This window comes from Turicibacter sp. TJ11, from assembly GCF_021497505.1.
GTDB lineage: Bacteria > Bacillota_I > Bacilli_A > MOL361 > Turicibacteraceae > Turicibacter.
Genome location: NZ_CP069349.1, coordinates 2,045,997 through 2,072,502, shown reverse-complemented (window position 1 = coordinate 2,072,502; position 26,506 = coordinate 2,045,997). Strand labels below are relative to the sequence as shown.

Genomic DNA, 26,506 nt, shown 5'->3' with positions numbered 1-26,506 from the left:
ATATTGTAATTTAATGCTTGGCATAATATAATAAAACTATAAAAATGAATACAGACTCGTATATGCCTGATGATATGGATTGGGCGTTTCTACCCGCAAACCGTAAAAGTGCGGACTACGAGGCACTGTTGAATGTTTTTTTAGATATATATTTTTTAGTATATATCGACATGGGCAGTACCTCATCTTAACACGAGGTACTGCTTTTTTTATAACTATTTGGCCATAAATAGTGATTCTAGATCCACAGTAATCTAGAAAATAATTAGCCTTTCATAAAGGCTCAGAAACAAAAAATAATTTCTCATTAAATCAGTTATTTTTTGATTTCTGTAAAAAAAGGAGTGTATGATGGAGATGAGTAACAAGGAGAAAAATTTAAGTCAAACAAATTTAATTTATGGGGTTGATGATAACCCAACACTTGGAAAGAAAGTTTTATTTGGGTTACAGCATATTTTTGCGGCTTTCTCAGGAATTGTTGTCGTGCCGCTTGTCATTGCAGGATCACTGGGGTTTGATAGTAGTATGACAACCTCATTAATTAGTGCTTCAATCTTAGCAGCAGGATTAGCAACGATTATTCAAGCTTATGGAATAGGTCCAGTTGGTTCTCGTGTGGCTTGTATTATGGGGACAGATTTTACATTTGTTTCACCTGCGATTTCAGTTGGATCAACATTAGGAATGGCAGGAATTGTTGGAGCAACCATTTTAGGTTCATTATTTGAAATTATTTTAAGTTTCTTTATTAAACCATTAATGAAGTTATTCCCACCGATTGTAACTGGAACGGTTGTTTGTTTAATTGGATTAACATTACTACCAGTTTCTATTGATTGGGCAGCGGGTGGAACAGGTGCTGCTGATTATGGAAGTTTATTAAACATTTCTATTGCGATGTTAGTGTTAGTTGTGACATTATTATTAAATCGTTATGGAAAAGGCATGATTAGTAGTGCTTCTATTTTAATTGGAATGATGGTAGGGTATATCGTTTGTATTCCACTTGGAATGGTTGATTTTAAATCTGTATCAGATGCAAGCTGGTTTGCGATTCCTAATATTTTAGAGTATGGAATTATTTTTGATTGGAAAGCAGTTTTAGCTTTTATTCCGGCTTACTTTGTAACGACGATTGAAACGGTTGGATGTTTAAAAGCCATTGGTGAAACATCTAATGTTGAAATGACTGAGAAAAAAATCGGAGCTGGAATTTTAGCCGATGGTTTAGGAAGTATTTGTGGAGGATTAGTCGGATCATTTTCTAATACGTCATTCAGTCAAAATGTTGGTTTAATTTCGTTAACAAAAGTAGCAAGTAAACATGTCGCTGTTATGGCAGGTATTTTATTAGTTTGTTTAGGTTTATTTCCTAAATTAGCAGGTGTAATTAATGGAATTCCACAACCTGTATTAGGTGGGGTTGGACTTGTGATGTTCGGAATGGTTGCTGCAGCTGGAATTAAAACGTTAAGTCGTGTTGAGTTAACGGATCGTAATCTTTTAATTATTGCGACTTCAATGGCATTAGGTTTAGGTGTAACGTTCCGTCCTGATTTTATTTCAGGATTACCTGAAGCATTACAAATGATCTTTTCATCAGGTATCTCAACAGGAACGATTGTCGCTTTAGTTTTAAATGTCGTATTAAAAGAAACTCAACAGTGTGCAGTAAAACTAGAAAAAGTGGAGGTTGCTTAGGTGGAGACGTTAAAACAACGAATTTTAGCAGATGGAGTTGCATTAAGTGAGACAGTACTAAAAGTAGATTCTTTTTTAAATCATGGAGTAGATGCTCAGTTAATGTATGAAATCGGAACAAGTTTTAAAAATTATTTTGAACATCACCAAGTGACTAAAATCTTTACGATTGAAAGTTCTGGAATTGCACCAGCTGTTATGACGGCGATGCAAATGGATTTACCGATGGTAACATTGAAAAAACAATCATCTAAGATTTTAAAAGATGACTTATATCAAACAACGGTTCATTCATTTACTAAATCAACGGATTACCAATTAACGTTATCTAAAAAATATATTTCAAAAGATGATCATGTTTTAATTATTGATGATTTCTTAGCTAACGGAGAGGCTGCTTTAGGAGCTATTCGTTTAGTTGAAGAAGCAGGAGCAAAAGTAGCGGGGATTGGGATTGTTATCGAGAAATCATTCCAACCAGGACGACAGTTATTAGTTGATAAAGGATACGATGTATATTCTCTAGCACGTATTAGTAAGCTAGGGAGCGGAATTATTGAATTTGTAGAGGAATAGTAAAAGGTGAGAACGCTGAGTTCTCACCTTTTTTATGGTTAGAAAAAACTATTTTTTTGTTTTCTTATATATAAGTCTAGATAAGTTTTTCATCATTGAAAAACTTTAGGCCCTACTAGTGGTAGATACATTTTCTTCGAAAAAGGTAGGTGACCTGTGCTCTACCAAAGGAGGAGACATGCTGCGCATGGCAGGTGACCCCTAGACTATAAGTCTGTCTTCCTATCAAAGAGACTAACGTACTGAGATGAGTTCGAAAATGTGAAAAATATTTCTGTTTCTATATAGTTATGAATTAATCTTTGTTAATAGGATTTAACATAATTTAACAGATATTTAATACTTTGTTTAAAATGATCATGATATATTATACACGTAAAATTGCTTGGGGGTAATCTGTAATATAGATAAGTGCTTATCTGTAGTCCTAAAGAATGAGGGTGATTTAGAGTTAAATAGATATTTTTTAAATGGTACTAGAAATTTAAGTTCATTTATTCTGATTTAACATGTGTCTTCTTTTAATCAATAGTACCCTATCTCATGAATTTAAATGATAATTCAATAATATCTAACTGTATTTTCACGTTTCAGCAGTTGATACTACAGTTTTAGCTGTCTATTAAATCTTAATAACAGAAATTAATTTTGGGAGGATTGTTCATGAATAACAAATTAAAGTCAATGATAGCAGGTACATTAGTAGCAACAGCTGCTGCTAATACACTAAGTTTAGAGAGTCTCACAAATGTAGTAGCGAATGATAATCAAGATAAAAATGTAATTATGTTAATTGCTGATGGGATGAGTACAGAAGCTTTAACGTTAGCTCGTCATGTAAAAGGATCAGATTTAGCAATGGATGAAATCGCAACTGGTGCAGTTATCACATCATGGGCAAAAGGTCCAATTACAGATTCAGCTCCTGGGGGAACGGCCTATTCAACTGGAGAAAAAACAAATAATAAATATGTTGGAACTTCAGTTCATGATACGCCATTAGCGACAATGATAGAAGGGGCAGAATCCATTGGAAAAGCAACGGGAATTATTGCAACCTCTGAAATTACACATGCAACCCCTGCAGACTTCTCAGCTCATACCAATGATCGTTCACAGTATAATTCAATTTTAAGGCAACAGATGAACCTTGATTTAGAAGTTGCCTTAGGTGGTGGCTTTAATAAACCAAGTGGATTTAAAGATGTTGAAGATTTTAATTCTTATTACAATGAACGTGTCGAAGAATTAGCAGCAGAAGGTTTTGATTTTGTTCAAACACGTGATGAATTATTAGCCTATGAGGGTGAAAAGTTATGGGGAAGCTTTGCAAGTGCAGATTTAAAATATGATTATGATCGTCAAGCAGATGAAGATACAGTTGAACCAACATTAGCAGAAATGACTGAAAAAGCAATTGAAGTATTAGATAAAGATGAAGATGGATTCTTCTTAATGGTTGAAGGAAGTAAAGTAGACTGGGCAGCTCATGCTAATAATACCGTTGGGATTGTTTCAGATATTTTAGCTTTTGATGATGCAGTTGCAGAAGCAGTTGAATTTGCTAAAGAAGATGGAAATACAATTGTTGTTGTCACAACGGATCATGGAAATAGCGGTATTACAATTGGAAGTGATTATTATAATCAAAACGTGGGATCCCCAACTAGAGCAACTTATGAGGCAACAACAAATCAATTAAAAGCAGCTAAAATTACTGAAGAAAGATTTAATGAATTAGTAGCTGATGCAACAGATGCTCAAATTATGTCGTTAGTAAAAGAATATTATAACTTTGATTTAACAAATGAGGAATTAATGGTAGTTAAAGATCAAGGCATTAGAGAAGTTATTGCTCGACGAGTAGGAATTGGTTACACAACAGGTGGCCATACAGGAGAGCAGGTTTATTTAGGTGTTTATGCACCAAAAGGAACTAAACTACTAGAAGGTGTCGTAGATAATACAGAGGTTAGTGAATATATGCAAGAAATGTTATTTGGAGAAGCTTTATTGAAAGAATTAACATCAAAACTATTTATTGAGGGGGCAACTGCTTTAAATAAGTTAGAAGATACAACCGCTGTACTGGATAATTCAATTAGCTATGCACCAAAAGTGATTATTGAAAAACTTGGGAACACAATAGAGCTGGAACTATATACAAATAACTATACATTAAATGGTGAATCTTTTGAGTTAGATTCAGTCATGCCTTATATGTCAAAACAGGGAAAATACTATATTCCACAACAATTAATTGATTTAATTAATGAGTTAAATGAAGTTAAATCTAATGATTCAGTAACTGGGGAATTTATGACAGATGCAGGAAGTGATTCAGTTAGTGAAGAGGAAGTAATCACTGAGGAATTAATTAGTGATGCTATAGAAAAAGAGCAGTCGAATGAAGTGATTGACACAAATCAAGTGATTAAAGATGAGGTAATAACTGAAGAAGTAACTAGTGATATTGTAGTGGAAGAAGAATTGGATGAAGAAATGGTGACAGATGAAGTGATTGAAGATGGGGTAACGACTGAAGAAGTGATTAACACTGATCTAGTTAATAATGAAGAAGTAATCACTGGAGGGAATAACTAATGATTTCAAATAAAACAAAAAAGAAAATTGCGTGTTTTACAGGGGCTATGATGCTAGGGGGAACTTTATTACCAGCTATTAATGTACATCAGGAGGTGAATGCTTCTACACCCGGTGTTAAAAATGTTATTTATTTAATTGCAGATGGAATGAATGATGGGGTATTAACGGCTTCTAGATATTATAATGATGTACAAGATGGTATATTAGGTAATGATACTTTAGCAATGGATAGTATTCGAACTGGTTTTGTTAAAACGGGGTGGGCTAATGGTCCAATTACAGATTCAGCAGCTGCTGGAACGGCACTTTCAACAGGAAATAAAATAAAATCTGGTGTCATAGGATACACGACTAGTAATACTCCTATAGCTACAATACTAGAAGCAGCTGAATTAGAAGGATTATCAACAGGAATCATTGCAACGAGTGAAATTATGCACGCCACTCCTGCAGCATTTTCATCACATGCTACATCAAGACATGATTATAATGCTTTAATGAAGCAACAAATTTATAATGATATGGAAGTTGTTTTAGGTGGAGGAAATGCCTTTTTCCAAGAAGATGGAGCTGGAAAGCGTGAAGATGGACGAAATTTAGTATCTGAAATTGAACAATTAGGTTACGATTATATTACAAGCAAAGATGAGTTATTAAATTATGATGGAGATAAGTTATGGGGAATGTTTGCTGAGACAGATTTAGCTTATGATTTTGATCGACAAGCTTTAGATATTGAACAGCCAACATTAGTTGAAATGACAGAAAAAGCAGTTAAAGTTTTAGAAAAGAATGAAGATGGATTTTTCTTAATGGTTGAAGGAAGTAAAATTGACTGGGCAGCTCATGCAAATGATCCTGCTGGAGCAATTAGTGATATTCTTGCTTTTGATGAGGTTGTTGATTATGCAGTTGAGTATGCAAAAGAGCATAAAGATACGTTAGTCGTTGTAACAACGGATCATGGAAATAGCGGATTTAGTATTGGAAATAGTGAGACAACTAGTGGATATGATAATTTAAGTTTTGAGGAATCTATTGGTCAAATTAAAGATTTATCATTAAGTGCAGAAGCATTTACTTCTTTAATTAATGAAAAAAGTGATAGTGAAATTGCGACATTAATTACTAAGTATTATGGATATACTGGCATTACACAAGATGAAATTAATTTAGCTAAAGAAGGAAAAGTGAGTCAAGTCATTACTAAACGTGCTAAAATTGGTTACACAACAGGAGACCATACAGGTGGAGATGTCTATCTTGGGGTTTATTCACCTGCCGGTGTTGAAAAATTAAGAGGAATTGTTGATAATACTCAAATTCCTCAATACATTGCCAAAAATTTATCATTAAATTTAGATTCAACCACACAAAAATTATTTAATTCAGTAGAGGAGGTTGCTACTCAATTAGAAGCAACTTATGAATTGAATGAAGAGGATAAAGATAATCCATATGTATTAATGACTAAAGAAAATATTGAATTAAAGCTTCATATTAATACGAATGTTGTTGAGATCAATGTTGAAGGAAAAACTCCAACTTATGAACGATTAGAGGGGGTTATCCTTTATAATGGTGAAACTGAAACTGTATATGGATCAACCGAAGAGATTAGCGTAATTCTAACAAAAGCAGTCGAAGATAATAAAGCAGAGGAAGCTACGCCTCAACCAGATTATAGTGAGAAAGATGAAACAGATACATCTCAACCAGAAGACAGTGAGAAAGATGAAACAAACACATCTACGGACGATAAATTAGAAGAATCATTAACTCCTGATTCAACGCCTAATAAAAAACCGACAACTGGATTGCAAGCTTTTAGTGGTGTTTTAGGCGGGATATTAGTTACTTTAATAGGTTACAAAGGACTAGTAACTAAAAAGGAAAATAATTAACTTGTAATAGTACCTATTAATTGAATAATGAATAAAAAGAAAATTTATAAGGCATGAAGTCTATATTTAATTGGACTCATGCTTTATTTTATTTAACTATGTTGATGAGATAAGAAAAAGATATATCTGAAATAGACTCTCAAGAAATCTTAATATAAGATGTGGCTTTTATGTTTTTACCTACTATCGAGCGACTATATATACACAGAAATGATTTTTATCGATTAAAAATGACCGAATACATTTGTCATTTTTGAGAAAAGAAAATGATTATTCAGATCCAAGTTATCATATTAAGAGTAACAGTAACGGGTGTTAAAGTTTTTTACGATGAAAAACTTATTTGAAATGATAGAGATGGGGGAACTAGTGGGAGCAGAAAGCTATCTCCATATTAACTATCAAAACCAAATCATTATTATTCGAGTGAATGGAACAACAGATAAGAAAATGGGAGATAAGATCGCTGTTTATCTTGATGCTCAACGAATACATCTTTTTGATATTGAAACAGAGATGAGAATTTAAAAATAATAAATGAATCAGATAGAAAGAGAATTTTTTAATAGATTCTCTTTTTTTTGAATCTTTTTTTTGATAAGTTTAGTCAGAAATGGAGTCTATTTGATAAAACTAACAACTTATCCACAAAACCAAAAAGTTCCATGTGGAACATTTTTTAAAAATGTGGATAAAAGATGAATAAAAATAAATTATTAGATTATATCTTTTTGTTTAGTTAACTTAGTGATAGATAGGCAATTTTTAGATTTAAATGTGATAGAGGCTTCTTTTTTAAAAGATATAATAGTTATGCATTCTTAGTCGTGAACTCTATTGCTAAAGATTTATTTTAGACAGGAATTAATCCAATTTTTTTAAAATCATAGGAAATCGTTAAATAATTGATCACTATTTAATAAAGTTGATAAATATCTAAAGAAAAAGATAAGTATTAAGCGGTTTCTTTAGATAAAGTGTTATTAAATAAGAAAGATACGGTAGGAGGTGCATATAGTTTAGGAGAAGGGAGGGATTTTATGATTAAGTTAGTTTTAATCAGACATGGGGAAAGTATATGGAATTTAGAAAATAAATTTACAGGGTGGACAGACGTAGAGTTATCTGAAAATGGTTTAAAAGAAGCTCGCATGGCAGCAAAAGTTTTACGCGAAAATGGATTAGAGTTTGATGTGGCGTATACCTCAAGACTTAAACGCGCGATTCGTACACTGTGGATTATTCTTCATGAGATGGATTTAATGTGGATTCCTGTTTATAAGTCATGGAAGTTAAATGAGCGTCATTATGGGGCGTTACAAGGGTTAAATAAAGAAAAAACCGCTGAAATTTATGGGGAGCAACAGGTGCATAAGTGGCGTCGTTTTGTTGATGTTAGACCTCCTGAGTTAACTAAAGAGGATCCAAGATACTCAGGTCATGAAGCTAAGTATCGTGATTTAAAAGAGGAAGAGATACCATTAACTGAAAATCTAACAGATACTGAAAAACGAGTGTTAGAAGATTGGAATGAAAAAATTGCTCCAGATTTATTAGCGGGAAAACGTGTTATTATAGCGGCACACGGAAATACACTTAGAGCATTAGTGAAGTATTTAGATAATATTTCAAGTGATAAGATCGCAGATTTAAATATTCCAACGGGAACACCTCTTGTTTATGAATTAGATGATGAGTTAAAACCAATTTGTCATTATTATTTATCGCTAGATGAAGAAAATTCTAACGAGTAGAGACGTAGAATAAGTCTTTAAAAATATCCACAGTACATAAAAGTGAACGTATTTATTAAACACATAAAATAGAACTCTAATAAATGATTAGTGTGGATAAAAAAAGATACAAAGTATTGCGAAAAATGTAGAATATCATCGAATAATAGAAAAAAACACTTCTTTTTTGAAGTGTTTTTTTCTTATTCAAATAGATCGTCAAACTCTTCGTCTTCAAGTTCTTTAAGACGTTTAATTTCTTCTGATTTTGCTTTTTGCTGAGCAAGTCTTTTAACGACATGAGTAGCTCCCATTCCAATCCCAACTACAGTTCCAGTAATTAAAAGAGCAGCTAAACTATGCTTTTTCATCTTTTTTGTTTTCATTTCCACTTTTAAGCACTCCCAATCATAAAATTAGTCATATTATGTCTTAATTATAACTGATTTTGTTGAATATTGATATGGTATCTATAAATTCCAAGAATTTTTTCAACGTAGTAATCCATTAAAGGAGAAAAATTAATAGTTTAGTTAATGAACGGCCTGTATACATTTAAAAATATGTGGTTTTGAAGATCACTGTAAATAAAAAAGAAAAGTAAAAATAAAAAATCAGCTTTTTAATCATAAGCTGATTTTTTTGTTTCTTCCCCTTTTTAGCTATTTTTCTCCTTCTTGTATTACTGGAACTCTTTTAGTTATTCTCTTTTTATTTGTTTTTCCCTCTTCTTTTTCTCCTCTTTTTTATCAAATTTGATCTATTTTTTTAAAATTCATCATTTTTAAACACTATTATAAAACATAAAATAAAGTATTTTTAAACATTTTGTACGTTATTTTGACACCCAGATAACGTACAACTGACTTAAATCATAAAATTAAATTATAAAAATAATCTATATATTAAATATTAGATGTATTTAAGTTGTACTAATATTTTGGGAAATAATTTCGTGTCGTTTTTTTATTATATGATAGCGAATAACTGTTAAAAAAAATGTTAGATTATAAAAGATAGATTCGACATCTTTAGAAGTTGATTTAGATTACATAAAGCAGTGATGATTACTAAATAATAAAAGAGAAGGAATAAAGAAGGAGGTATAAGAAGAAACATGATTAAAAAAATATTGATTCTAGTCGCAACTATCTTTTTATTAACTGACTCAGCTCAAGCAGCTGATCAACCTAATTTAAAGGAAATGGACTATTTAAAAAAGATTGACTTAATTCATTTAGAATTAAAAGATTCATTGAAGACTACTGACAAAACTGGTGATTTAAATATTGATTTCTTAAATCAAATGATTCACTATGAGAGAGCACTAATTATGTTGGCGAAAAATGAGCTTCAATACGGTGAACGAAAAGAACTGAAAGAACCAGTTAATGAATTAATTCATGAATTTAAATTGAATCTAAAAAAAATTAATAAAATTCAAAAAATAATTAGTGAAAATCCTACATTTGATGAAGCAAAAGAGGCAGGTTACTTAGCTAGTTTTGAAGGAATTCATCAACAAATTTTAAGTGAATTAAAGGCTGAAGGGGACGATCCAACCGTATTAATTGGTGAAAGTATCGATAGCGATTTTTTTAATCGTTTATTAAAACAGTTTGATGTATTAATCATTGTTATCAATAATTTATTATTACAAACGGAAAACGATGAAGTTTCTGAGTTAGCCAATGAGTTAATTAAAAATACAGAAGAATTAAAAGTAACGACTTCTAAACTTTTAGAAGAAATTAATCAATAAAAAGGAGACTAAAATATTTAGTCTCCTATTTTTGTTTGAATGAAATGATTGTATTGAGTTGTTGATGAATACTGATATTGGTTCCGTCACTTTTTATTGTAATTGGACCATCGCTCGTCATAAATGTATCAACTTGATTTCGAGCTAACAATTGAAGGACTTTTGTATCTGCATATTCTTCTTTTGAACAAGTAATCACTCCATAAGTAGGGGATGTGACTTCTAATAAAGTATCGAGCTGATCGCTATATCTTCCATGATGAGGGAGTTTTAGTAATGTATAGTGCTGAGGATGGGTAGTTAAAAATTCACTTAGGCGAATTGCCTCGGCATCTCCTGCAAATAAGAAACTATGATTTTTGTATGAGACTGATGTAATGAGCGAATAGTCGTTTGATTGCTCATAATTTTCTTGAAGAGGAGCGTGTATTTTGAAATTAACTTCATTAATTTCAAATGTTAAGTCATCGGTTAAGTAGTGAACAGTTACATGATGATCGTCTAACGCTTGTTTATATTCCTTATATTGTTTCGTATCTCGACTGTAGTTTGGCTGAATAACTTCATTAATCGTCATTTGATCCATAATGATATCACTACCACCAATGTGATCTTTATCTAAGTGAGAAATAATTAAATAATCAATCGTATCAATATCTTCATTATTTAAAAAATCAACGATTTTTTGGCCGTTTCCATCGAGACCTGTGTCAATCATCACTGTTTTATCTTCAATTTCTAGGATAATACAGTCAGATTTTCCGGTTTCAAGAATGGTAATGGCTATTGGAGATTGACTTAAATCAACTGTTTGAGAAAGAGTCGTTTCTTTATTAGTCATTGCAAAGTGACAGCCTGTTAAAAAAACTAAATGAAGTGATAAAAGAAGGAATTTCACATGTTGTTTTAGTGAAGATATTTTTTTCATAAACAAACTCCATTCTATTCGCAACGTTGAAGATAATTGTCTTTAAATTTAGCATAGCATAAAGTAATCAAAATCTCGGTAGTATCCATATATAAAAAAAGTAGAAATTCATTGAAAACTACGAAATCTTCTTTAGTTTTTCATAAATTTTAAAAAAATATAGATAATCTTTTAAAAAAGTCAAAAAAATTAAACCTATGAAAGTTCAAGCTAACTATTAAAACTGAAAATCTTCATATTAGTTGGTGTTTAGCGAGATGAAAGTTTTTAAATTCATCTGTTTACTAGAGATTAATAGCCAATAATTGATGTATTTATACTAACGGACTTAAAGATAGGCCGAAAAAATTAGGTTATTTTTGGTTGTTACTATCACCGTTTTGATCGGTTAATCGCTCAGATAGATAGATTTTTTTAATAAGATTTTAAGATGTCATTTGTTTTGTATTTTTAAACTAATAGTTTGCTTAAATTAAATATTAGGGGGAAGAAATTTAACAATCCCATTAGCAAGATTATGGGTGATGGATTAACTTGAAACTAAGCAAGTGAGAGTAAATTTTTCTAATAAGTAATATTAACAGATAAAAACAGGAAAAAATGTATATTCAAAGTTAGGAGATGAAAAATAAGAAAGTGTAATCAAAAAACAGAGCAATTAGCTTCTAGTGCATAAAGTTTAAATTTGATAATCATCAACATTAATAATCGAAGTGATGCGGAGGTGGCGATGATACAAGCGTTACAAGTGAAAGATTTAGTTGTGAGTTATGATAAAAAGATCATTTTAAATCAAATTAATGCATCTATTCCAAAAGGAAAAATCACTGTTTTAATTGGAAGTAATGGATGCGGAAAATCTACGCTTCTTAAAACGATGGCGCGTTTATTAAAGCCTACTGAAGGGGAGGTTTATTTAAATAATCAATTAATGAGAGAAATGGATGCTAAAAAAATTGCAAAAATATTGGCTGTCTTACCTCAAACTCCCATTGCGCCTGAGGCTATGACGGTGCTTGAGCTCGTCCGTCAAGGGCGTTATCCATATAAGAAAATGTTTAAATCACAGGATAAAGAAGATGAACAAGCTGTTTTAATGGCATTAAAAGCAACGAACACGTACGAACTTCGTGATCGAGAAGTTCAAAGTTTATCAGGTGGTCAACGTCAACGGGTTTGGATTGCGATGGTATTGGCACAAGCTACAGAAATTATTTTCTTAGATGAGCCTACAACCTATTTAGATTTAGCTCATCAAATTGACATATTAGATTTATTACAAGAGTTAAATGAAGATCAAGGAAAAACTATTGTCATGGTGTTACACGATTTAAATTTAGCAGCAAGATACGCCGATAAATTTATTGTTTTAGCTAATCAAACAATTTATTCTTCAGGAATGCCTGAAGAAGTGATGACGAAGCAAATGCTTCAAGATGTGTTCAGTTTAAATGCAGAAATTGAAAAAGACCATTTAACTAAAACACCTATTTGTGTCCCTTATTCAAAAAGAAAAAAGAAAAATAAAGGAGATTGATTATGAAATTCAAGCATTTATTATTCATCGCATTTATAACTTTAATATTTTCAATAACGGGATGTTCAAGTACATCTCAATCAAATAATGAAAGTCCCTCAACGGAACAGTCATCTACTGAAAAACAAGAGACAAGAAAAGTGACTGTTGCTGGTGTTGAATATGAAGTTCCCGCTACCCCACAACGTGTGATTGCTTATGAAGGCTATGTTGGAAGTGCGATTGCTTTAGATGTACCAGTCGTTGGAACAGTCATGCGTGAAGGATATAATTATTCTTATTTAGGTGATTTAAGCGACATTGAAAATGTAGGAGCACCTATTTCAGTGGAAAAAGCATTAGCGTTAAATCCAGACTTAATTGTGACCTATGATGACTCAAACTTAGATCAATTAAAGCAAATTGCACCTGTTGTCTATATCCCTTACGGATATGCAGGATCCGTTCAAGAAGAAATTCGTTTATTAGGAGATGTTTTTAATAAAAAAGAAGCAGCTGAAGAGTGGATCCGTTCGTTTGAGGAAGAAGCAAAGATGGCACGTGAAAAATTAGTCGGTATTATTCCAGAAGATGCAACCTTTGGCCTTTATGAAACCTCAGGAAAAACGTTATACGTTTATGGAGATAATTTTGGACGTGGTGGACAGGCCGTATATAATGCCTTAGCTTTAAAAGCACCAGAAAAAATCATTGAAGATGTCATCAATGGTGATCAATGGATGGAAATTTCATTAGAAGTGTTACCTGAGTATGCAGCAGATTATATGTTCATCACACAATACATGCCTGAATCAGGAAGCGGTCAAACGATAGAAGATTTAGTTGCACAAAATCCAATTTGGGGAACACTTGATGCAGTTAAAAATAATCAAGTCTTTATGAATGATTTTAATGTTTTTGTTCATTTTGATCCGATGGCCGTTCGTTATCAAATGAATTTAATCGTCGACCTGTTATTAGAGCGCGCTGAAGAAAATAAAGTGAAATCATAACTAGCTTAAGAAATAACTAGATAAAAGTTGCTTGGGATAATTAACATTGTTTTAAAAAGCTAACAAACATTTTTGGTTTTGATAGAGTATGTAAAGAAAATTCTTTTACATACTCTTTATGTGTTTAAGGAGGAACTAGCTTGGAGATAAAAAAAGAGCGTCGACAATTACTAGTGATTACAGGACTACTCACTGTTTTAATTATGATTAGTATCGCCTTTTCAATATCATTAGGAGCAGCTAATATTGATATTTTTGAGATTTGGAAAGCCATCTTTTCACCTGATTTAACATTAACCGAACATACAATTATTCATAATGTTCGATTACCACGTGTTTTAGCTAGTCTTTTAGTGGGGGCTTGCTTTGCTGTTTCAGGTGCCATTATGCAAGGTATTACAAGAAATCCACTTGCTGACTCAGGTCTTTTAGGAATTAATGGGGGGGCAACGTTAGCAATTGCTTTATGCTTTGCTTTTGGAATACAAGCCTACAATCAATTGTTGATTATGTCATTTATTGGAGCTGCCTTAGCGACTATTACCGTTTTTGGAATTAGTTCAACAACTAAAGGTGGAGCAACTCCTTTTCGTCTAACGTTAGCTGGAGCAGTTATTTCAGCGTTACTTATTTCATTAAGTCAAGGAGTTGCCTTATATTTTAATTTAAGTCAAGATTTAGCTTATTGGTCAGCTGGCGGAATGGCAGGGATCACCTGGGCTCAATTAGCGATAGGGGCACCGATTATTTTCGTGTCTTTAGTAGGTTCATTTATTTTAGCCCCTTATCTCACTATTTTAAGTTTAGGTGATGAGGTTGCCACCAGTCTTGGCCAACGAACCATTTTAATACGTGTGTTTAGTCTTTTAATTGTTTTAATGTTAGCAGGAATAGCTGTATCGTTGGCTGGAAATGTAGCTTATGTTGGACTAATTGTTCCTCATGTCGTTAAGCTTTTAGTCGGAGGGAAATATCAATTCATTATTCCGATTTCTGCTTTATTAGGTGGGTGGTTTTTATTGGTCGCTGACTTAGCTTCTCGACTCATTAATGCTCCACAAGAAACACCGTTAGGAGCTTTAACAGCTATGATTGGAGTTCCATTTTTCATTTATCTCATTAAAACGAGAGGAAGGGATGCTTTATGAGTCGCTTAATTTTAAAAAAGCGAACATTTCGTTTAGGAATTATTCTTGTTCTTATGGGATTAGTTGGTTTATTTGTTTTAATTGGTTTAAGTACAGGTTATTCTAATGTATCGTGGTTAGATGTGAGTCGTATTCTTTTAGGTGGTGGAAGTGCCAATGAAAATTTAATTTTATATCAGTTTCGTCTCCCTCGATTAGTAATGGGAGGGCTTGTAGGAATGGGGCTAGCGACTTCTGGATGTCTGCTACAAAGTATTTCTCGTAATGATTTAGCAGATCCAGGTATTTTAGGCATTAATGTAGGAGCAGGAATCGTCGTTGTTTTAGTTTATAAATACTTCCCCTTTATTACCGTACAATACCCATTTGTTTTACCGATTGCTTGCTTTTTTGGTGCCTTTTTGATTGCCTTACTTATTTGTTGGTTATCATTTAATCAATCCCAAGGATTTAGTACCATGAAGATGATTTTAATAGGAATTGCTCTTTCAGCAGCGGGAAATGCCTTTATTTTAGTGACTTCCTTAAAGCTTAACCGGGCAACTTATGTGTCATTTAGCACTTGGAACATTGGAAGCATCAGTGGGGCAACTTGGGATAAAATCATGATTTTATTGCCATGGATTATTATCTTACTACCACTAGCGTTCTTTAAGTCGAAGGAGTTAAATGTCTTAGCACTAGGAAAAGATATAGCAACTAGTCTAGGGTTAAAAGTTGGATTACAGCAGATTATCTTATTAATGATTGCTGTTGCCTTAGCTGCGGCAGGTGTCTCAGTAGCAGGAGCTATTGGATTTATTGGATTGATCGCGCCTCATATTGCTAGGCGATTAGTCGGTGCTAGTCATGAATTTTTACTCCCTACGTGTGCTTTGGTCGGCGCTTTAATTGTGATTATTTCTGATACACTCGCACGTACTGTTTTTTCTCCATCAGAAATCCCCGTTGGAATTGTTATAACAGTTGTTGGGGCTCCGTATTTTTTATACTTATTAATAAAAAATAAAGCTTAGAATAGATACATTATTTTATAACTCCACTAACTTATCCACAGATGATTATTTAATGAGACTCATTGTAATATGAAGTCTTGAAAAATAAAAAATCACCAGATTTACTGGTGATTTTTTATTTCTTTTTATCACTTAAAGCTTGAAGTAATAACTCATTTAAACATTGACGCCGCTTAGTAGGACATGCGTAACTAAAAATACGATATAACATTTGATCTAACTTTTTATGATATAAACCATAAAGTAACCGATAGACATACTCTCCTAGATAGTAAGAGATAAATTCAACAGGCTGACCTAATCCAGCTCCTAAGCATGAGTTACTTCGAGGAGGATAACATTTTTTCTTATTAGTTTCTGTTGTAATCGCGGTTAAGATTAAATCTTTTATGGTTGGATCTTGAATTGGTTCAATCGTTGAGTTAGATAAAAGTTTTGCGATTTGATATAAGTTCGGTCCACATTTCGGCAACCCTACTTGTTTAATTAAGCAAATCGTGTACCGTCCAAGTAGTTTGTATAGTCGATTTCGAATGCTACAATAACAACCTAGCATTATCATCACCTTTTTCAGTTCAGTCATTAATCATGAATCTATCTATTTTATGAACTTAATAGTTCATTTAACACGAAAAATTAAATGAATGTTTCAGTTGATAAAGGTAACCACTCGATGACTTTTTCAATATACGTGTCCCAAAATACCCAATCATGACGTCCAGGTCCTTCAGTATAAGTAAAATCAATGTCTTCTTGTTTCAAGAAATCATGAAAATCGCGATTAGCTTCAAGTAAGAAGTCTTCCGTTCCACAGGCAAGATAAAGTTTTGGAAGTTTTACCTGTTCATGTTTTAGATGTTTAACTAAAGCTTTATAATCTTTATCACTTCCAAGTAACTCGTCAAGATTTCCAAAAATACTTTCATAATATGGGCGACGTCCCAAGATCCATTCATCATCTGGCGTTGAATGAAGTGCGCGATCTAAAATAAGTGCCGAAGATAAACCTGCAATATGACTGAATGTTTGATGATATTTTAATCCATTGCGAATAGCTCCATAGCCCCCCATCGAAAGTCCAGCAATGAACGTATCTTCTCTTTTTTCTGAAAGATGAAAGAGTTGTCGTGTATGTTCAACAAGCTCACACCCAATAAATTCTCCGTACAAATGACCGCGAGCTTCATCATCCACATAAAAACTATTTTCCCCAGCAGGCATAATGACAGCAAGGCGATATCGATTAGCGAGTAGAACAATTCGTGTGCCTACAATCCATTGATTGTGATTATCTGTGATTCCATGTAAAAGATAAAGTGTTTTAAACGGTTTATTTTTCAGTTTGTGTTCCGTTGTAATAATCGCCTTATAAGTTACCATACGATTTAAGCAATTTGAATGAAAGTTCACATCAACAATAGCCATAAGAAATCCCCCTTAATAAAAGATGCTTATAGCATAGCATAGAAACATTAAATGATAAAGGGCTTCCAAGGGTGCTATCTTTAAAGAGTTTTGTCCTAAAAAGAGGATTAAAAAATAGGAACCTATTGTTTCGATTGGAGTAAGAAAGCATATATTAAAAGTATAAGGAATTTTAGGAGGAGAATGATGAGACGTAAGTTAGCTATAGTTACATTTGGAATTCTTTTTTTATCTGGTTGTCAGTTGCCGATACAGGATTCACAGTCTTCTGTGGATAACTTGAATGAAGAAACTGTGATCGATTCAGATTCATTAACTGAACAGCCAACTGAAAATGACTCTGCAGTGATTGATTCTAATCAAGAGGGTCATCAGGATGAGAGTGTAGACTGTCCCGTCAGTTCTACTTTAAATGAAGCCATAGCGATGTTTGATTTAACAATGAGCGAGAACCAATTAGCAGCCATTGTGCATACCCCTACAGAATCTCAGTTAACCTTATTAGATGATTTAGATGTCATTGAATTTAATCAGGATTCAAGCGATGAACAAATCCTCATTATTCCTCAGTATATAGGAGCGAGGCTTACTATTTATGAAGTTTTTTATGAGGACGATCAATTCATTGAAAAAATGCCTTTAATGGAAACTCAGATCGTTGAGGATAAACAGGTGATTGACTTAAATTGTCTCGTTCCAGAAGGCATTCCTAATCTTAAAATTTTAGTTGAGTATAAAGATTATAAAGGACAATATTTAGTGAGTTATGACGGATCGGGGGAACGTCCTCAAATTGAATACTTAGAATCTGAAGATTAAAAAGTTAGTTCGGGCTACTCCGAACTAACTTTTTTTAATACCTGATAATGTCAGTGAAAAATACATAATTATTCTAATAAATTATGATATGATTAGAAACATACGACAATCCTAGCGTCATTTAGCTAATTAATGACAGGAGTTTAAAGAGGGAGGACGAAGGATGAAGTCAAAGAATAAACAAGATGAATTTGATGGAAAAGTTACTTCATGGACACAAAAACTTGGTGTCGCATTCATTGGAATTTTAACCATGTTAGGTTCTGTATTAATTATTTATACGGGTGTTATGGCAGCTACTTATGAAGGGCCTAAAACAGAAAATGAATTTTTGACGTATGAAGAGACGACGGAATCGATAAAAGAAGACTCAACCGTGAATGAAGATTCTATTGAATCAGAAGAAACTCCATCGGCAACAGACTCATCAAACGAACAAACAGATTTAATACAAAATCAAAAACCTCAGAACAATAACAATGAAGCTTATTGTAACATAGATGGGGTCAACGTTCGCGCTGAAGCAGCCACAGGAACAGAGATCATTGGTAACTTAAATGAAGGTGATCAAGTGCAAGTTTTAGATCGCTATTACAGTGAGGAATGGGTTCAAGTTTCTTTCGAGGGGAAAACGGGATATGTTTATGTTGAGTATTTAACATTTGAATCATAAAAAAAGCGAACTTAACGTTCGCTTTTTTTATAATAGGATTAAAGGGTTTGTGAACTTAAATAAATCATCTAAAATGCTTTAAATAAGATTCGACGTTTAAATTGAAATTAATTTAAAAATAGTGTTTGTGATTTAATTTTAGGGAGAGTACAATATAATCTTGTAAGGATAACAAACAAGACTGTAGAGGATGTGCTGATGAAACGATTTTTTAAACGATTAGGGTATTTAATATTAGTTGGAATTTTAATTATAATTTATTCAACGTTTGTTGAACCTCAATTATTACGAGTAACGTCTCATGACATTTCCTTAAATAAAGTTGAAGGTGAACCAATCAAGGTCGTTCAATTTTCTGATACGCATATAGGCGATTTTTTTTCAGTCAAAGAGTTACAAAAAGTAGTGGATAAGATTAATGAACAACAGGCAGACCTTGTTTTATTTACTGGAGATTTAATGGATAATGCGTCTACCTATGAAGGATCATTAGAAGAAATCGCCTCTATTTTATCTCAAATTCAAGCGAGTTCAGGAAAATACGCAGTCTTTGGAAATCGAGATTACGGTGGAGGGGCTGAACGATTTTATGAAGATTTAATGACGTCTGCCGGCTTTGAGGTGTTAGTTAATGAACAAGAGACGTTAATGATTAAAGGAACAACGTTAAGTCTTTTTGGAGCGGATGATGCACTGATTGGATATTATGATCCACTTCAAACCACCCAAGGAATACAAGATGATCATCTTAATCTTTTAATGCTACATGAGCCAGATTTATCAGATGACTTTATTCATCAACCAATTGATCTTGTTGTAGCGGGTCATAGTCATGGAGGACAAGTTTATCTACCTTTCGTGGGGCCATTAATCACCACATCTTTAGCACAAAAGTATGTTCGAGGATTTTACGATGTTAGTGATGACATGATGTTGTATGTGGATACTGGAATTGGAAACACCAAAGTTCCATTTCGTTTTTTTAATGTGCCACAAATTACAGTTCTATATTTAAAACCAGAATAAAAGGGGGTATCTCATTAGGAGATAACCCCTTTAAATTTCTATTGATGAGGGAGATTGAAGTAGATAAGATGCTATCTTTTAGGACGACGATATAAATATCGCATCCAGTCAATGAGTTGTTGAAGATGTATCATTTCTTCTTTAATCACTCTCTCTTGTTTAAACTCTTCTTCTTTTAAGATGTCTTTTAACTGTTGAATTTCATCGTAGACATCTTCCCAAGATTGTTTTTGTTGAAGAGATTCAATAATATCATATAAGTTAATTTCACTAAGTAATAAATCTTTTCCCCATGCTAAATGCTCATCATCTTGATGGCAAGATTGTTGAATGTAAAATTCGAAGGTGTTTTTATCAAAATAAAAAGCATACAGATTTAAGTCAACATGACAGAGCTGTTCAACAGCAGCGTTTAATTTTTCTTGTTTTAACAGACGAATGGCTTCGCGTAAATGAAGAATATTTTCTTGATGTGCTTCATGAGGAAAAATATTAGCGCCATACCATGAAAGTTTAACAAATGACTGCTGAATCATTAAATAAATGTAGTGCAACTGTTTATTTAAATAGTTAGCTTCTGATGGAGTAAATTCATTTTTTTGAATGAACTCATAAAGATTTTTTGCGCACCACTTGGCATCATGAATTAAAAAGTACAGTTCCTTGTAGTGATGATACGATTCAAAATCAAGACTTTGTTCAAGTGCTAAGAATAATTTTTCAAAGTTAAGTGGTTTAATTTTTAATTGATCAAATAAGATTAAGATCGTTCCATATAGCTTATGACCATACTCAAATGCAGGATAACTTAAGTGATTTTGAATGACATCATAATTGGTTTGATAAGTATTAAGATGTTTTTCTCCTGTTGGACGATAACTAATAATCGTTGGAACGCCACTTTGAGAATAAACAAAGTCATCGCTTAAGATAGTAGTTGGTGATTCAACTAAACAACCTTGTTTATAAGGACAGCCTGTGACTATTTTTTGAATGGCTTGAATTAAGTCTTGGTATTCGTAAGCTGTACGAATATGATGATAGTCATATTGATCATGAGCAACAAATCCTTCTAGATTAATTCCGATAAATGCTTTTTCAGCCCATTCCGGATGATTTTTAGTGATTTGATGATAGCTTCCCATTGACCAATTAAATGTAGAGTTACTCATTCCCCATTCTTTAGCACTATGGGCAATGAAAACAATTGTTTTATTGGGAACATAGTGACTTTTAATTAAAGCGCGAGCGATGCTTAGAAGTAATCCACACCCAGAGGCTCCATTATGAAAATTATGAAACAAACCATCGTAGTGAGCCATAACTAAGATAATCTGATTGTTATCTTTACCTGGAATTTCACCAACGATATTAAATGTTGTTTGATCAGGTGAAATTTTATTCGAACAATTTAAGATAACAGGGATAGCATCGTTAGCTGATTGGGCGACTATCTCTTTAAGCACTTTCCCATCTTTTAAACTCATGGAAAAAGCGGGGATATCTGCTGGTGCTGTAAAGTTTTCATAGATTAATGCATCATCTGGTAGTTCTTTATCTTCATTCACCGGAATTGCGATAATACCAGAAGCTCCTTTTTGCTTGGCTTGTAAAGCACAAATTCCGATTTGACAGCCGATGTATGTATCAAGGTCAATTAATACTAATTTACCTTCCACATTAAGTTGATCATAATCTTGTTTAGTTCCTTTTTTGGCATATACAAGTTCAAAAGGTTGATTTTCTGCGATACAATGACTGGCATACGCACTTAATGTTATCTTTTTCGGATGATTTGTTTTATCTAGATAATAGATTTCTGCTTGTTTAAACTCCCAAGCATCAATCATGACTTTTTCTTTGTGAGTATTTGTTAAACCGATACGTTCAAATTCTTGACATAAAAAATCTCCAGCTTCATGTTCTGCTTTTGATCCTGCCATTCGAAATCCAAGTGTCTCATTTGATCCAAACTGAGAAAGAGTCTTAGCAACATAGGTTGCATAATCTACATTAATAGAATGATAAAAGACCTCTAAATCCTTGTTGTAGTCCATGCTTTCCTCCTCCTTATTTCTACCGCTTTTATATCATAGTAGAAAAGGATGAAATAGGTTCCTGTCTTGAGTAAAAATGTATATCTCATCTTAGTGGTGAATACGATAGAAGTAAAAAGAGGTGATGAGAGATGGAGTTTAATGAGAAATTACAGCTTCTAAGAACAACGAAAGGGATTTCCCAGGAAAAATTAGCGGAAGAGCTTGGGATTTCAAAACAACTCATTTCAAAGTGGGAAGAAGGCAATGAAATACCTGATATCCAACATTTAATGGCACTTTCTGATTGGTTTGATATAAGTTTAGACGAACTATTGAGAGATCGAGTGAATTCAAGAACGTTACAACGATTAGGTTTCTTAGAAGAGGAAGTAGAAGATTGTGATGAGAATTTCATTTCTAATATAATACTAACGATCGCTATGATTGCCATGATGACAGGATTTATTTTTAACCAGTTATTAATCGGTGTCGTTTGTGGGAGCATTGGAATAGGAGCTTATTATTTAATGAGATTAAAAAAATGTCAATAAGTTGACGTTTTTTTTATATCTTCTAGCAATTTTACGACATAATCTTTTTTACAATTGACTTGTTTTCATGACTGAGTCGAATAAAATTAAGAGTTTTTAACTAATTTGAGAATGATAATGTATAAAAAAGGTGTATTTTTAAAGTTAATGGTAAAAAAAACCAGTAGAAAAAGATCGAATTATAAAGATATAATTAATTATGTTTAACCATTTAAACTGCCTCACCAAATTATGGGAAAGGGATTAAAAATCAAGGAGGTATACTATGAGTGAGAAAGTCAAAAAGAAAAAGCTGACTATTCTAGATAGAATAGAAAAAATCGGGAATGCCTTGCCGCATCCAGCAACAATATTTTTGATTTTATCAGTAATTATTGTTGTTTTATCGGCTATTTTATCAGCTAAAGGCGTATCAGTAACGTATGAGGGGATCAATCGTGCAAATAATAATGCGGTTGAAATGATGACAGTAACAGTAAACAGTCTTCTTTCAAAAGAAGGTGTTCAATATTTATTTAACTCTGCGGTAACAAACTTTACAGGTTTTGCACCACTTGGAACGGTACTCGTTGCATTACTTGGGGTTGGACTTGCTGAAGGAACAGGACTAATTGGAACTTTATTAAAAAAATTAGTCATGAGTACACCTAAACGTTTAGTAACAGTAGTTGTTGTACTAGCAGGGGTATTATCAAGTATCGCATCTGATGCAGGATATGTTGTTTTAATTCCACTTGGAGCTATTATTTTCTTAAGTATGGGACGTCACCCGTTAGCTGGTTTAGCTGCTGCGTTTTCAGGGGTATCTGGAGGATTTAGTGCGAATGTGATGGTTGGTCCAACTGATTCATTACTTGCAGGATTAACAACAGAAGGAGCTAAATTAGTTAATCCAGATTATGTCGTTGGTATTCAAGCGAACTGGTGGTTTTTAATCGCATCAACAGTTTTAATTACAGTGTTAGGAACAATCATTACTGAAAAGATTGTTGAACCTCGTTTAGGAAAATATAACGGTGATGTAACGGTTGATGAATCTGAAATGACAATTTCTAAAGCAGAACAACGAGGATTACGCTTTGCCGGAATTGCGACTTTATTAACAGTTTTAGGATTTGTTGCTTTAGTTGCTCCAGCTAATGGATTCTTACGAGGAACTGAACCAGGGATTCAAGGAATCTTAAACTCACCATTTATGAATTCCATGGTTGTTGTCATTGCTTTAGTCTTTGCGATTGCAGGTATTGCTTATGGATGTGGAGCTAAAGTTGTTAAAAACGACAAAGATGTGATGAATTTAATGGGAAAAAGTATGGCATCTATGGGATCATACATTGTCTTAGTCTTCTTCGCATCTCAATTCGTTGCATACTTCAACTATTCAAATTTAGGAACAATCATTGCGGTTCAAGGTGCTGATTTATTAAAAGCTATCGGATTACAAGGTATTCCATTAGTGATTTTATTTATCTTAGTGGTAGCATTCATTAACATCTTCATGGGATCAGCTTCAGCTAAATGGGCTATCTTAGCACCAGTATTCGTTCCAATGTTAATGAACTTTGGATTCACACCAGAATTTACACAAATGGCTTATCGAATCGGAGATTCAACAACAAACTTAATTTCTCCATTAATGAGCTACTTTGCATTAATTGTAACATTCGCTGAAAAGTATGATAAGAAATCAGGAATCGGAACATTAATTTCAACAATGATGCCATATTCAATTGCTTTATTAATTGGATGGACGATTTTATTAATTGTATGGTATGTATTTAACTTACCATTAGGACCAGGAATCGGAATCTGGTTACCTGGATTTTAATTAAACAAAAAAGACTTAAGCAACTGCTTAAGTCTTTTTATTTTTTTCGAAAGAGGATATATAGGCCAACGAGAATAAGGATAATAGATAGAATTAGTGCAGAAGACATAAAAAGTCGTATATAAAATAATTCAGCGATAGTGCAAAGGATAAAGATTGGAATGAGTAATCCTCTATCTTTATTGTCATAATAATAAAGTTGATATAAACCAAACGCGAGAGATAATAAATAAACAGGTGAAATATAAGCGGAATACTGCCAATGAGTCAAAATCTCAAAAAGAAAAAGGCATCCGATTACGGTTAAAATTCCTCCTGGAACAAGTTATCCCGGATTTTTTTCGTTTAAAAATAATTCATTTCAAAGTAAAGACCAGGAATTAAAATAAATAGAAACCATAAGTTATGAATTAAATGATTTTCAAGGTCAAAAGCGTAAGTTACAAGTGATGTCACTCCAACTAAAATAAGAAGACATCCGATGATTAATCTTAATGCTTGCATAAAAAATCCCCCCCTTTTTACGAGGTCACTGAAAAACAACTCACAAAAAAAGGAAAACACTGAAGCTTGAAGGGTTTCAGTGTTTTTTTATCATTTGTGATATAATGACTTGACTAATGACATTTTTGGAGGCTCACCATGATTAAAGACTTTGAACAATTATCCTTAAATCTTTCTCAAGGACATCCCTTATACGATAAAATCGTTCCAAAAAATCATCCCTTACGTTTAATCGAGGAACAGATTGATTTTTCATTTGTCACACCGTTACTAAGTGATCGTTATTCCATTGATTATGGACGTCCTGCCTATTCTCCTGAAGTCATGTTTAAGTTATTATTCCTTAAAATGCTTTACAATCTGTCGGATGAGCGTGTCATTCAAGAGGCTCAAGTCAATATGGCTTATAAATACTTTTTGAATTTAGACCCCGAGGATCCACTCATGCATCCGTCTTCCTTAACTAAGTTCAGAAAACTGAGATTAAATCAGGAGGACATCTTAGAGGATTTATTAGGTGAAGTGATTAACCAAGCGATTCAAAAGAACTTAATTCCATCAAAGACACTGATCCTGGATGCCACACATACACGAAGTCAGTATAAAGTTAAAACTCCCATTGAGAATTTAAGAGAGGTTTCTAAAAATATCCGAAAACAACTTTATCGTTACGTTCCTGAGGTGAAGGATCATGTTCCTCCAAAGCTTCATTCCACTGCTTCACTTGAAGAAGAGGTCATTTATACTCAAGAATTAATAGAGTTTTCTCATCGCTATCAAGATAAAAATAGACAGATTCAAGAAGCGAGAGAAAAAGCGTTAGATATCCTAAAAAATGGAACCTACCAAGCCATTCTTTCTATCTCAGATCCAGAAGCTAAAATGGGTTATAAATCTAAAACTGAGGCGTTTGCCGGATATAAGACACATCTAGCCATCACGGAGGAGCGTCTCATTACGGCAATTGAAGTGACCACGGGTGAAGTCAGTGATGGAAAGTATTTGAAAACATTGGTTGAAAAATCAAAAAAGAACGGGATAGAAGTGAAAGAAGTCTTAGCAGATGGCGCCTATTCAAGTAAAGAGAACTTAGGGTACATGGAGCAAGAAAATATAACGGCTGTAACGCCGTTAAATCCCATCGTCTTAAATGGTGGAAAACGAGAAGTTGAAGGTTTTGAATATAATAAAGATGCGGGTCAAATGAGATGTCCAGCTGGACATTTAAGTGTCAGAAAAGCCCGTACAGGAAAGAAAAATCAAAAAAAGAATCAAAGTTTAACGTATTACTTTGAGATAGAAAAATGTAAGCATTGTCCTTTAAGAGATGGATGTTATCGACCAGGGGCTAAGTCGAAAACCTATTCTATGACCCTTAAATCGGACATTCATCAAAAAGCCATCGACTATCAGAAGACAAATGAATTTAAGAATAGGAAAAAACAACGTTATAAAATTGAGGCCAAAAATGCCGAGTTAAAACAGTCTCACGGATTTCAAAAATGTAAATTCGCGAGACTTTTCGGCATGAAAATCCAAGCCTATTTAACTGCCTTTGTCGTTAATGCCAAGAGAATAGTGAAGTTAGTGACAGAAAAACAAGCGATCTTTCAGATAGGTTTATGGGATCTCATACAAAAAATGGATATGATAGAGAATAAAGAAAAAGGAGCCTATTATTTTATAAATAATAAGCTCCTTTTTCAGTGGCCTCCTTTTTACGACTTAACATAA

General features: G+C 33.1%; 23 protein-coding genes and 1 riboswitch. Of the genes, 17 read left to right on the top strand and 6 right to left on the bottom strand.

The window, feature by feature from the left end; genetic code table 11:
- The first annotated feature begins 36 nt into the window (after positions 1–36).
- Positions 37–138, top strand: a riboswitch (purine riboswitch).
- 219 nt (positions 139–357) lie between these two features.
- The 6 genes from JRC48_RS09905 to gpmA all read left to right on the top strand — a co-directional run bounded on the left by JRC48_RS09905 (position 358) and on the right by gpmA (position 8,545).
- A complete protein-coding gene (locus tag JRC48_RS09905; protein ID WP_235069402.1) occupies positions 358–1,704 on the top strand; it encodes a nucleobase:cation symporter-2 family protein in 1,347 nt (448 codons plus the stop codon).
- Positions 1,705–2,280 carry a xanthine phosphoribosyltransferase gene (locus tag JRC48_RS09900; RefSeq protein ID WP_235069401.1) on the top strand — a complete coding sequence of 192 codons (576 nt, stop codon included), beginning with the start codon at positions 1,705–1,707 and terminating at the stop codon, positions 2,278–2,280.
- A 663-nt stretch (positions 2,281–2,943) separates the two neighbouring features.
- Positions 2,944–4,884, top strand: coding sequence for an alkaline phosphatase (locus JRC48_RS09895; protein ID WP_235069400.1), 1,941 nt, complete (start codon positions 2,944–2,946; stop codon positions 4,882–4,884).
- Positions 4,884–6,791: an alkaline phosphatase gene (locus JRC48_RS09890; protein WP_235069399.1), complete on the top strand. Its 1,908-nt coding sequence runs from the start codon at positions 4,884–4,886 to the stop codon at positions 6,789–6,791. Before JRC48_RS09895 ends, JRC48_RS09890 begins: the two co-directional genes overlap by 1 nt.
- Before the next feature lie 330 nt (positions 6,792–7,121).
- Positions 7,122–7,319, top strand: coding sequence for a hypothetical protein (locus JRC48_RS09885; RefSeq protein WP_235069398.1), 198 nt, complete (start codon positions 7,122–7,124; stop codon positions 7,317–7,319).
- Positions 7,320–7,831: 512 nt separating this feature from the next.
- Positions 7,832–8,545 (top strand): 2,3-diphosphoglycerate-dependent phosphoglycerate mutase, encoded by a 714-nt coding sequence (gpmA, locus tag JRC48_RS09880; RefSeq protein ID WP_235069397.1) that lies wholly within the window; start codon positions 7,832–7,834, stop codon positions 8,543–8,545.
- Positions 8,546–8,727: 182 nt separating this feature from the next.
- On the opposite strand, the gene JRC48_RS09875 is transcribed toward gpmA, so the two are convergent.
- Positions 8,728–8,910 (bottom strand): hypothetical protein, encoded by a 183-nt coding sequence (locus JRC48_RS09875; protein ID WP_235071054.1) that lies wholly within the window; start codon positions 8,908–8,910, stop codon positions 8,728–8,730.
- A gap of 731 nt (positions 8,911–9,641) precedes the next feature.
- Between JRC48_RS09875 and JRC48_RS09870 the strand changes: the two genes are divergently transcribed.
- Positions 9,642–10,286: a hypothetical protein gene (locus JRC48_RS09870; protein WP_235069396.1), complete on the top strand. Its 645-nt coding sequence runs from the start codon at positions 9,642–9,644 to the stop codon at positions 10,284–10,286.
- 25 nt (positions 10,287–10,311) lie between these two features.
- On the opposite strand, the gene JRC48_RS09865 is transcribed toward JRC48_RS09870, so the two are convergent.
- Positions 10,312–11,214, bottom strand: coding sequence for a ComEC/Rec2 family competence protein (locus JRC48_RS09865; protein ID WP_235069395.1), 903 nt, complete (start codon positions 11,212–11,214; stop codon positions 10,312–10,314).
- A gap of 730 nt (positions 11,215–11,944) precedes the next feature.
- Between JRC48_RS09865 and JRC48_RS09860 the strand changes: the two genes are divergently transcribed.
- From JRC48_RS09860 to JRC48_RS09845, 4 genes are all read left to right on the top strand, one after another.
- Positions 11,945–12,751 carry an ABC transporter ATP-binding protein gene (locus JRC48_RS09860; protein ID WP_235069394.1) on the top strand — a complete coding sequence of 269 codons (807 nt, stop codon included), beginning with the start codon at positions 11,945–11,947 and terminating at the stop codon, positions 12,749–12,751.
- A 2-nt stretch (positions 12,752–12,753) separates the two neighbouring features.
- On the top strand, positions 12,754–13,743 hold the full coding sequence (locus tag JRC48_RS09855) for an ABC transporter substrate-binding protein (RefSeq protein ID WP_235069393.1): 990 nt from the start codon (positions 12,754–12,756) through the stop codon (positions 13,741–13,743).
- A gap of 140 nt (positions 13,744–13,883) precedes the next feature.
- Positions 13,884–14,891 (top strand): iron ABC transporter permease, encoded by a 1,008-nt coding sequence (locus tag JRC48_RS09850; protein ID WP_235069392.1) that lies wholly within the window; start codon positions 13,884–13,886, stop codon positions 14,889–14,891.
- A complete protein-coding gene (locus JRC48_RS09845) occupies positions 14,888–15,907 on the top strand; it encodes an iron ABC transporter permease (protein WP_235069391.1) in 1,020 nt (339 codons plus the stop codon). The genes JRC48_RS09850 and JRC48_RS09845 overlap by 4 nt, the downstream gene beginning before the upstream one ends.
- Positions 15,908–16,022: 115 nt before the next feature.
- Here the strand turns inward: JRC48_RS09845 and JRC48_RS09840 are convergent, their stop codons facing one another.
- Both JRC48_RS09840 and JRC48_RS09835 read right to left on the bottom strand, forming a co-directional pair.
- Positions 16,023–16,463: a hypothetical protein gene (locus tag JRC48_RS09840; RefSeq protein ID WP_235069390.1), complete on the bottom strand. Its 441-nt coding sequence runs from the start codon at positions 16,461–16,463 to the stop codon at positions 16,023–16,025.
- 80 nt (positions 16,464–16,543) lie between these two features.
- Complete coding sequence (locus tag JRC48_RS09835; RefSeq protein ID WP_235069389.1) at positions 16,544–17,332, bottom strand: alpha/beta hydrolase family protein; 789 nt, start codon at positions 17,330–17,332, stop codon at positions 16,544–16,546.
- A gap of 186 nt (positions 17,333–17,518) precedes the next feature.
- Between JRC48_RS09835 and JRC48_RS09830 the strand changes: the two genes are divergently transcribed.
- The 3 genes from JRC48_RS09830 to JRC48_RS09820 all read left to right on the top strand — a co-directional run bounded on the left by JRC48_RS09830 (position 17,519) and on the right by JRC48_RS09820 (position 19,850).
- Complete coding sequence (locus JRC48_RS09830; protein ID WP_235069388.1) at positions 17,519–18,151, top strand: hypothetical protein; 633 nt, start codon at positions 17,519–17,521, stop codon at positions 18,149–18,151.
- Positions 18,152–18,314: 163 nt separating this feature from the next.
- Entirely contained in the window at positions 18,315–18,824 is a 510-nt protein-coding gene (locus JRC48_RS09825; RefSeq protein WP_235069387.1) for an SH3 domain-containing protein, read from the top strand.
- Positions 18,825–19,022: 198 nt separating this feature from the next.
- Positions 19,023–19,850: a metallophosphoesterase gene (locus JRC48_RS09820; RefSeq protein WP_235069386.1), complete on the top strand. Its 828-nt coding sequence runs from the start codon at positions 19,023–19,025 to the stop codon at positions 19,848–19,850.
- Between the two features lie 71 nt (positions 19,851–19,921).
- On the opposite strand, the gene JRC48_RS09815 is transcribed toward JRC48_RS09820, so the two are convergent.
- Complete coding sequence (locus tag JRC48_RS09815; protein WP_235069385.1) at positions 19,922–21,907, bottom strand: M28 family peptidase; 1,986 nt, start codon at positions 21,905–21,907, stop codon at positions 19,922–19,924.
- Between the two features lie 131 nt (positions 21,908–22,038).
- On the opposite strand from JRC48_RS09815, the gene JRC48_RS09810 reads away from it, so the two are divergent.
- Positions 22,039–22,440 (top strand): helix-turn-helix domain-containing protein, encoded by a 402-nt coding sequence (locus JRC48_RS09810; RefSeq protein WP_235069384.1) that lies wholly within the window; start codon positions 22,039–22,041, stop codon positions 22,438–22,440.
- 265 nt (positions 22,441–22,705) lie between these two features.
- Positions 22,706–24,268, top strand: coding sequence for an AbgT family transporter (locus JRC48_RS09805; protein ID WP_235069383.1), 1,563 nt, complete (start codon positions 22,706–22,708; stop codon positions 24,266–24,268).
- Between the two features lie 345 nt (positions 24,269–24,613).
- On the opposite strand, the gene JRC48_RS09800 is transcribed toward JRC48_RS09805, so the two are convergent.
- A complete protein-coding gene (locus JRC48_RS09800) occupies positions 24,614–24,772 on the bottom strand; it encodes a hypothetical protein (RefSeq protein WP_235069382.1) in 159 nt (52 codons plus the stop codon).
- A gap of 138 nt (positions 24,773–24,910) precedes the next feature.
- Here JRC48_RS09800 and JRC48_RS09795 point away from each other — a divergent pair, with 138 nt between their 5' ends.
- Positions 24,911–26,506 carry an IS1182 family transposase gene (locus JRC48_RS09795; protein ID WP_235069381.1) on the top strand — a complete coding sequence of 532 codons (1,596 nt, stop codon included), beginning with the start codon at positions 24,911–24,913 and terminating at the stop codon, positions 26,504–26,506.

Excerpts from the sequence above, each read along its gene's own strand:
- JRC48_RS09800 (WP_235069382.1), bottom strand. The coding sequence starts at position 24,772 with ATGCAAGCATTAAGATTAATCATCGGATGTCTTCTTATTTTAGTTGGA.
- JRC48_RS09860 (WP_235069394.1), top strand. The coding sequence starts at position 11,945 with ATGATACAAGCGTTACAAGTGAAAGATTTAGTTGTGAGTTATGATAAA.
- JRC48_RS09840 (WP_235069390.1), bottom strand. The coding sequence starts at position 16,463 with ATGCTAGGTTGTTATTGTAGCATTCGAAATCGACTATACAAACTACTT.
- JRC48_RS09890 (WP_235069399.1), top strand. The coding sequence starts at position 4,884 with ATGATTTCAAATAAAACAAAAAAGAAAATTGCGTGTTTTACAGGGGCT.
- JRC48_RS09825 (WP_235069387.1), top strand. The coding sequence starts at position 18,315 with ATGAAGTCAAAGAATAAACAAGATGAATTTGATGGAAAAGTTACTTCA.
- JRC48_RS09830 (WP_235069388.1), top strand. The coding sequence starts at position 17,519 with ATGAGACGTAAGTTAGCTATAGTTACATTTGGAATTCTTTTTTTATCT.
- JRC48_RS09810 (WP_235069384.1), top strand. The coding sequence starts at position 22,039 with ATGGAGTTTAATGAGAAATTACAGCTTCTAAGAACAACGAAAGGGATT.
- JRC48_RS09835 (WP_235069389.1), bottom strand. The coding sequence starts at position 17,332 with ATGGCTATTGTTGATGTGAACTTTCATTCAAATTGCTTAAATCGTATG.
- JRC48_RS09885 (WP_235069398.1), top strand. The coding sequence starts at position 7,122 with ATGAAAAACTTATTTGAAATGATAGAGATGGGGGAACTAGTGGGAGCA.
- JRC48_RS09795 (WP_235069381.1), top strand. The coding sequence starts at position 24,911 with ATGATTAAAGACTTTGAACAATTATCCTTAAATCTTTCTCAAGGACAT.
- JRC48_RS09870 (WP_235069396.1), top strand. The coding sequence starts at position 9,642 with ATGATTAAAAAAATATTGATTCTAGTCGCAACTATCTTTTTATTAACT.
- JRC48_RS09805 (WP_235069383.1), top strand. The coding sequence starts at position 22,706 with ATGAGTGAGAAAGTCAAAAAGAAAAAGCTGACTATTCTAGATAGAATA.
- JRC48_RS09895 (WP_235069400.1), top strand. The coding sequence starts at position 2,944 with ATGAATAACAAATTAAAGTCAATGATAGCAGGTACATTAGTAGCAACA.
- JRC48_RS09865 (WP_235069395.1), bottom strand. The coding sequence starts at position 11,214 with ATGAAAAAAATATCTTCACTAAAACAACATGTGAAATTCCTTCTTTTA.
- JRC48_RS09905 (WP_235069402.1), top strand. The coding sequence starts at position 358 with ATGAGTAACAAGGAGAAAAATTTAAGTCAAACAAATTTAATTTATGGG.
- JRC48_RS09815 (WP_235069385.1), bottom strand. The coding sequence starts at position 21,907 with ATGGACTACAACAAGGATTTAGAGGTCTTTTATCATTCTATTAATGTA.
- JRC48_RS09875 (WP_235071054.1), bottom strand. The coding sequence starts at position 8,910 with ATGAAAACAAAAAAGATGAAAAAGCATAGTTTAGCTGCTCTTTTAATT.
- JRC48_RS09855 (WP_235069393.1), top strand. The coding sequence starts at position 12,754 with ATGAAATTCAAGCATTTATTATTCATCGCATTTATAACTTTAATATTT.
- gpmA (WP_235069397.1), top strand. The coding sequence starts at position 7,832 with ATGATTAAGTTAGTTTTAATCAGACATGGGGAAAGTATATGGAATTTA.
- JRC48_RS09845 (WP_235069391.1), top strand. The coding sequence starts at position 14,888 with ATGAGTCGCTTAATTTTAAAAAAGCGAACATTTCGTTTAGGAATTATT.
- JRC48_RS09820 (WP_235069386.1), top strand. The coding sequence starts at position 19,023 with ATGAAACGATTTTTTAAACGATTAGGGTATTTAATATTAGTTGGAATT.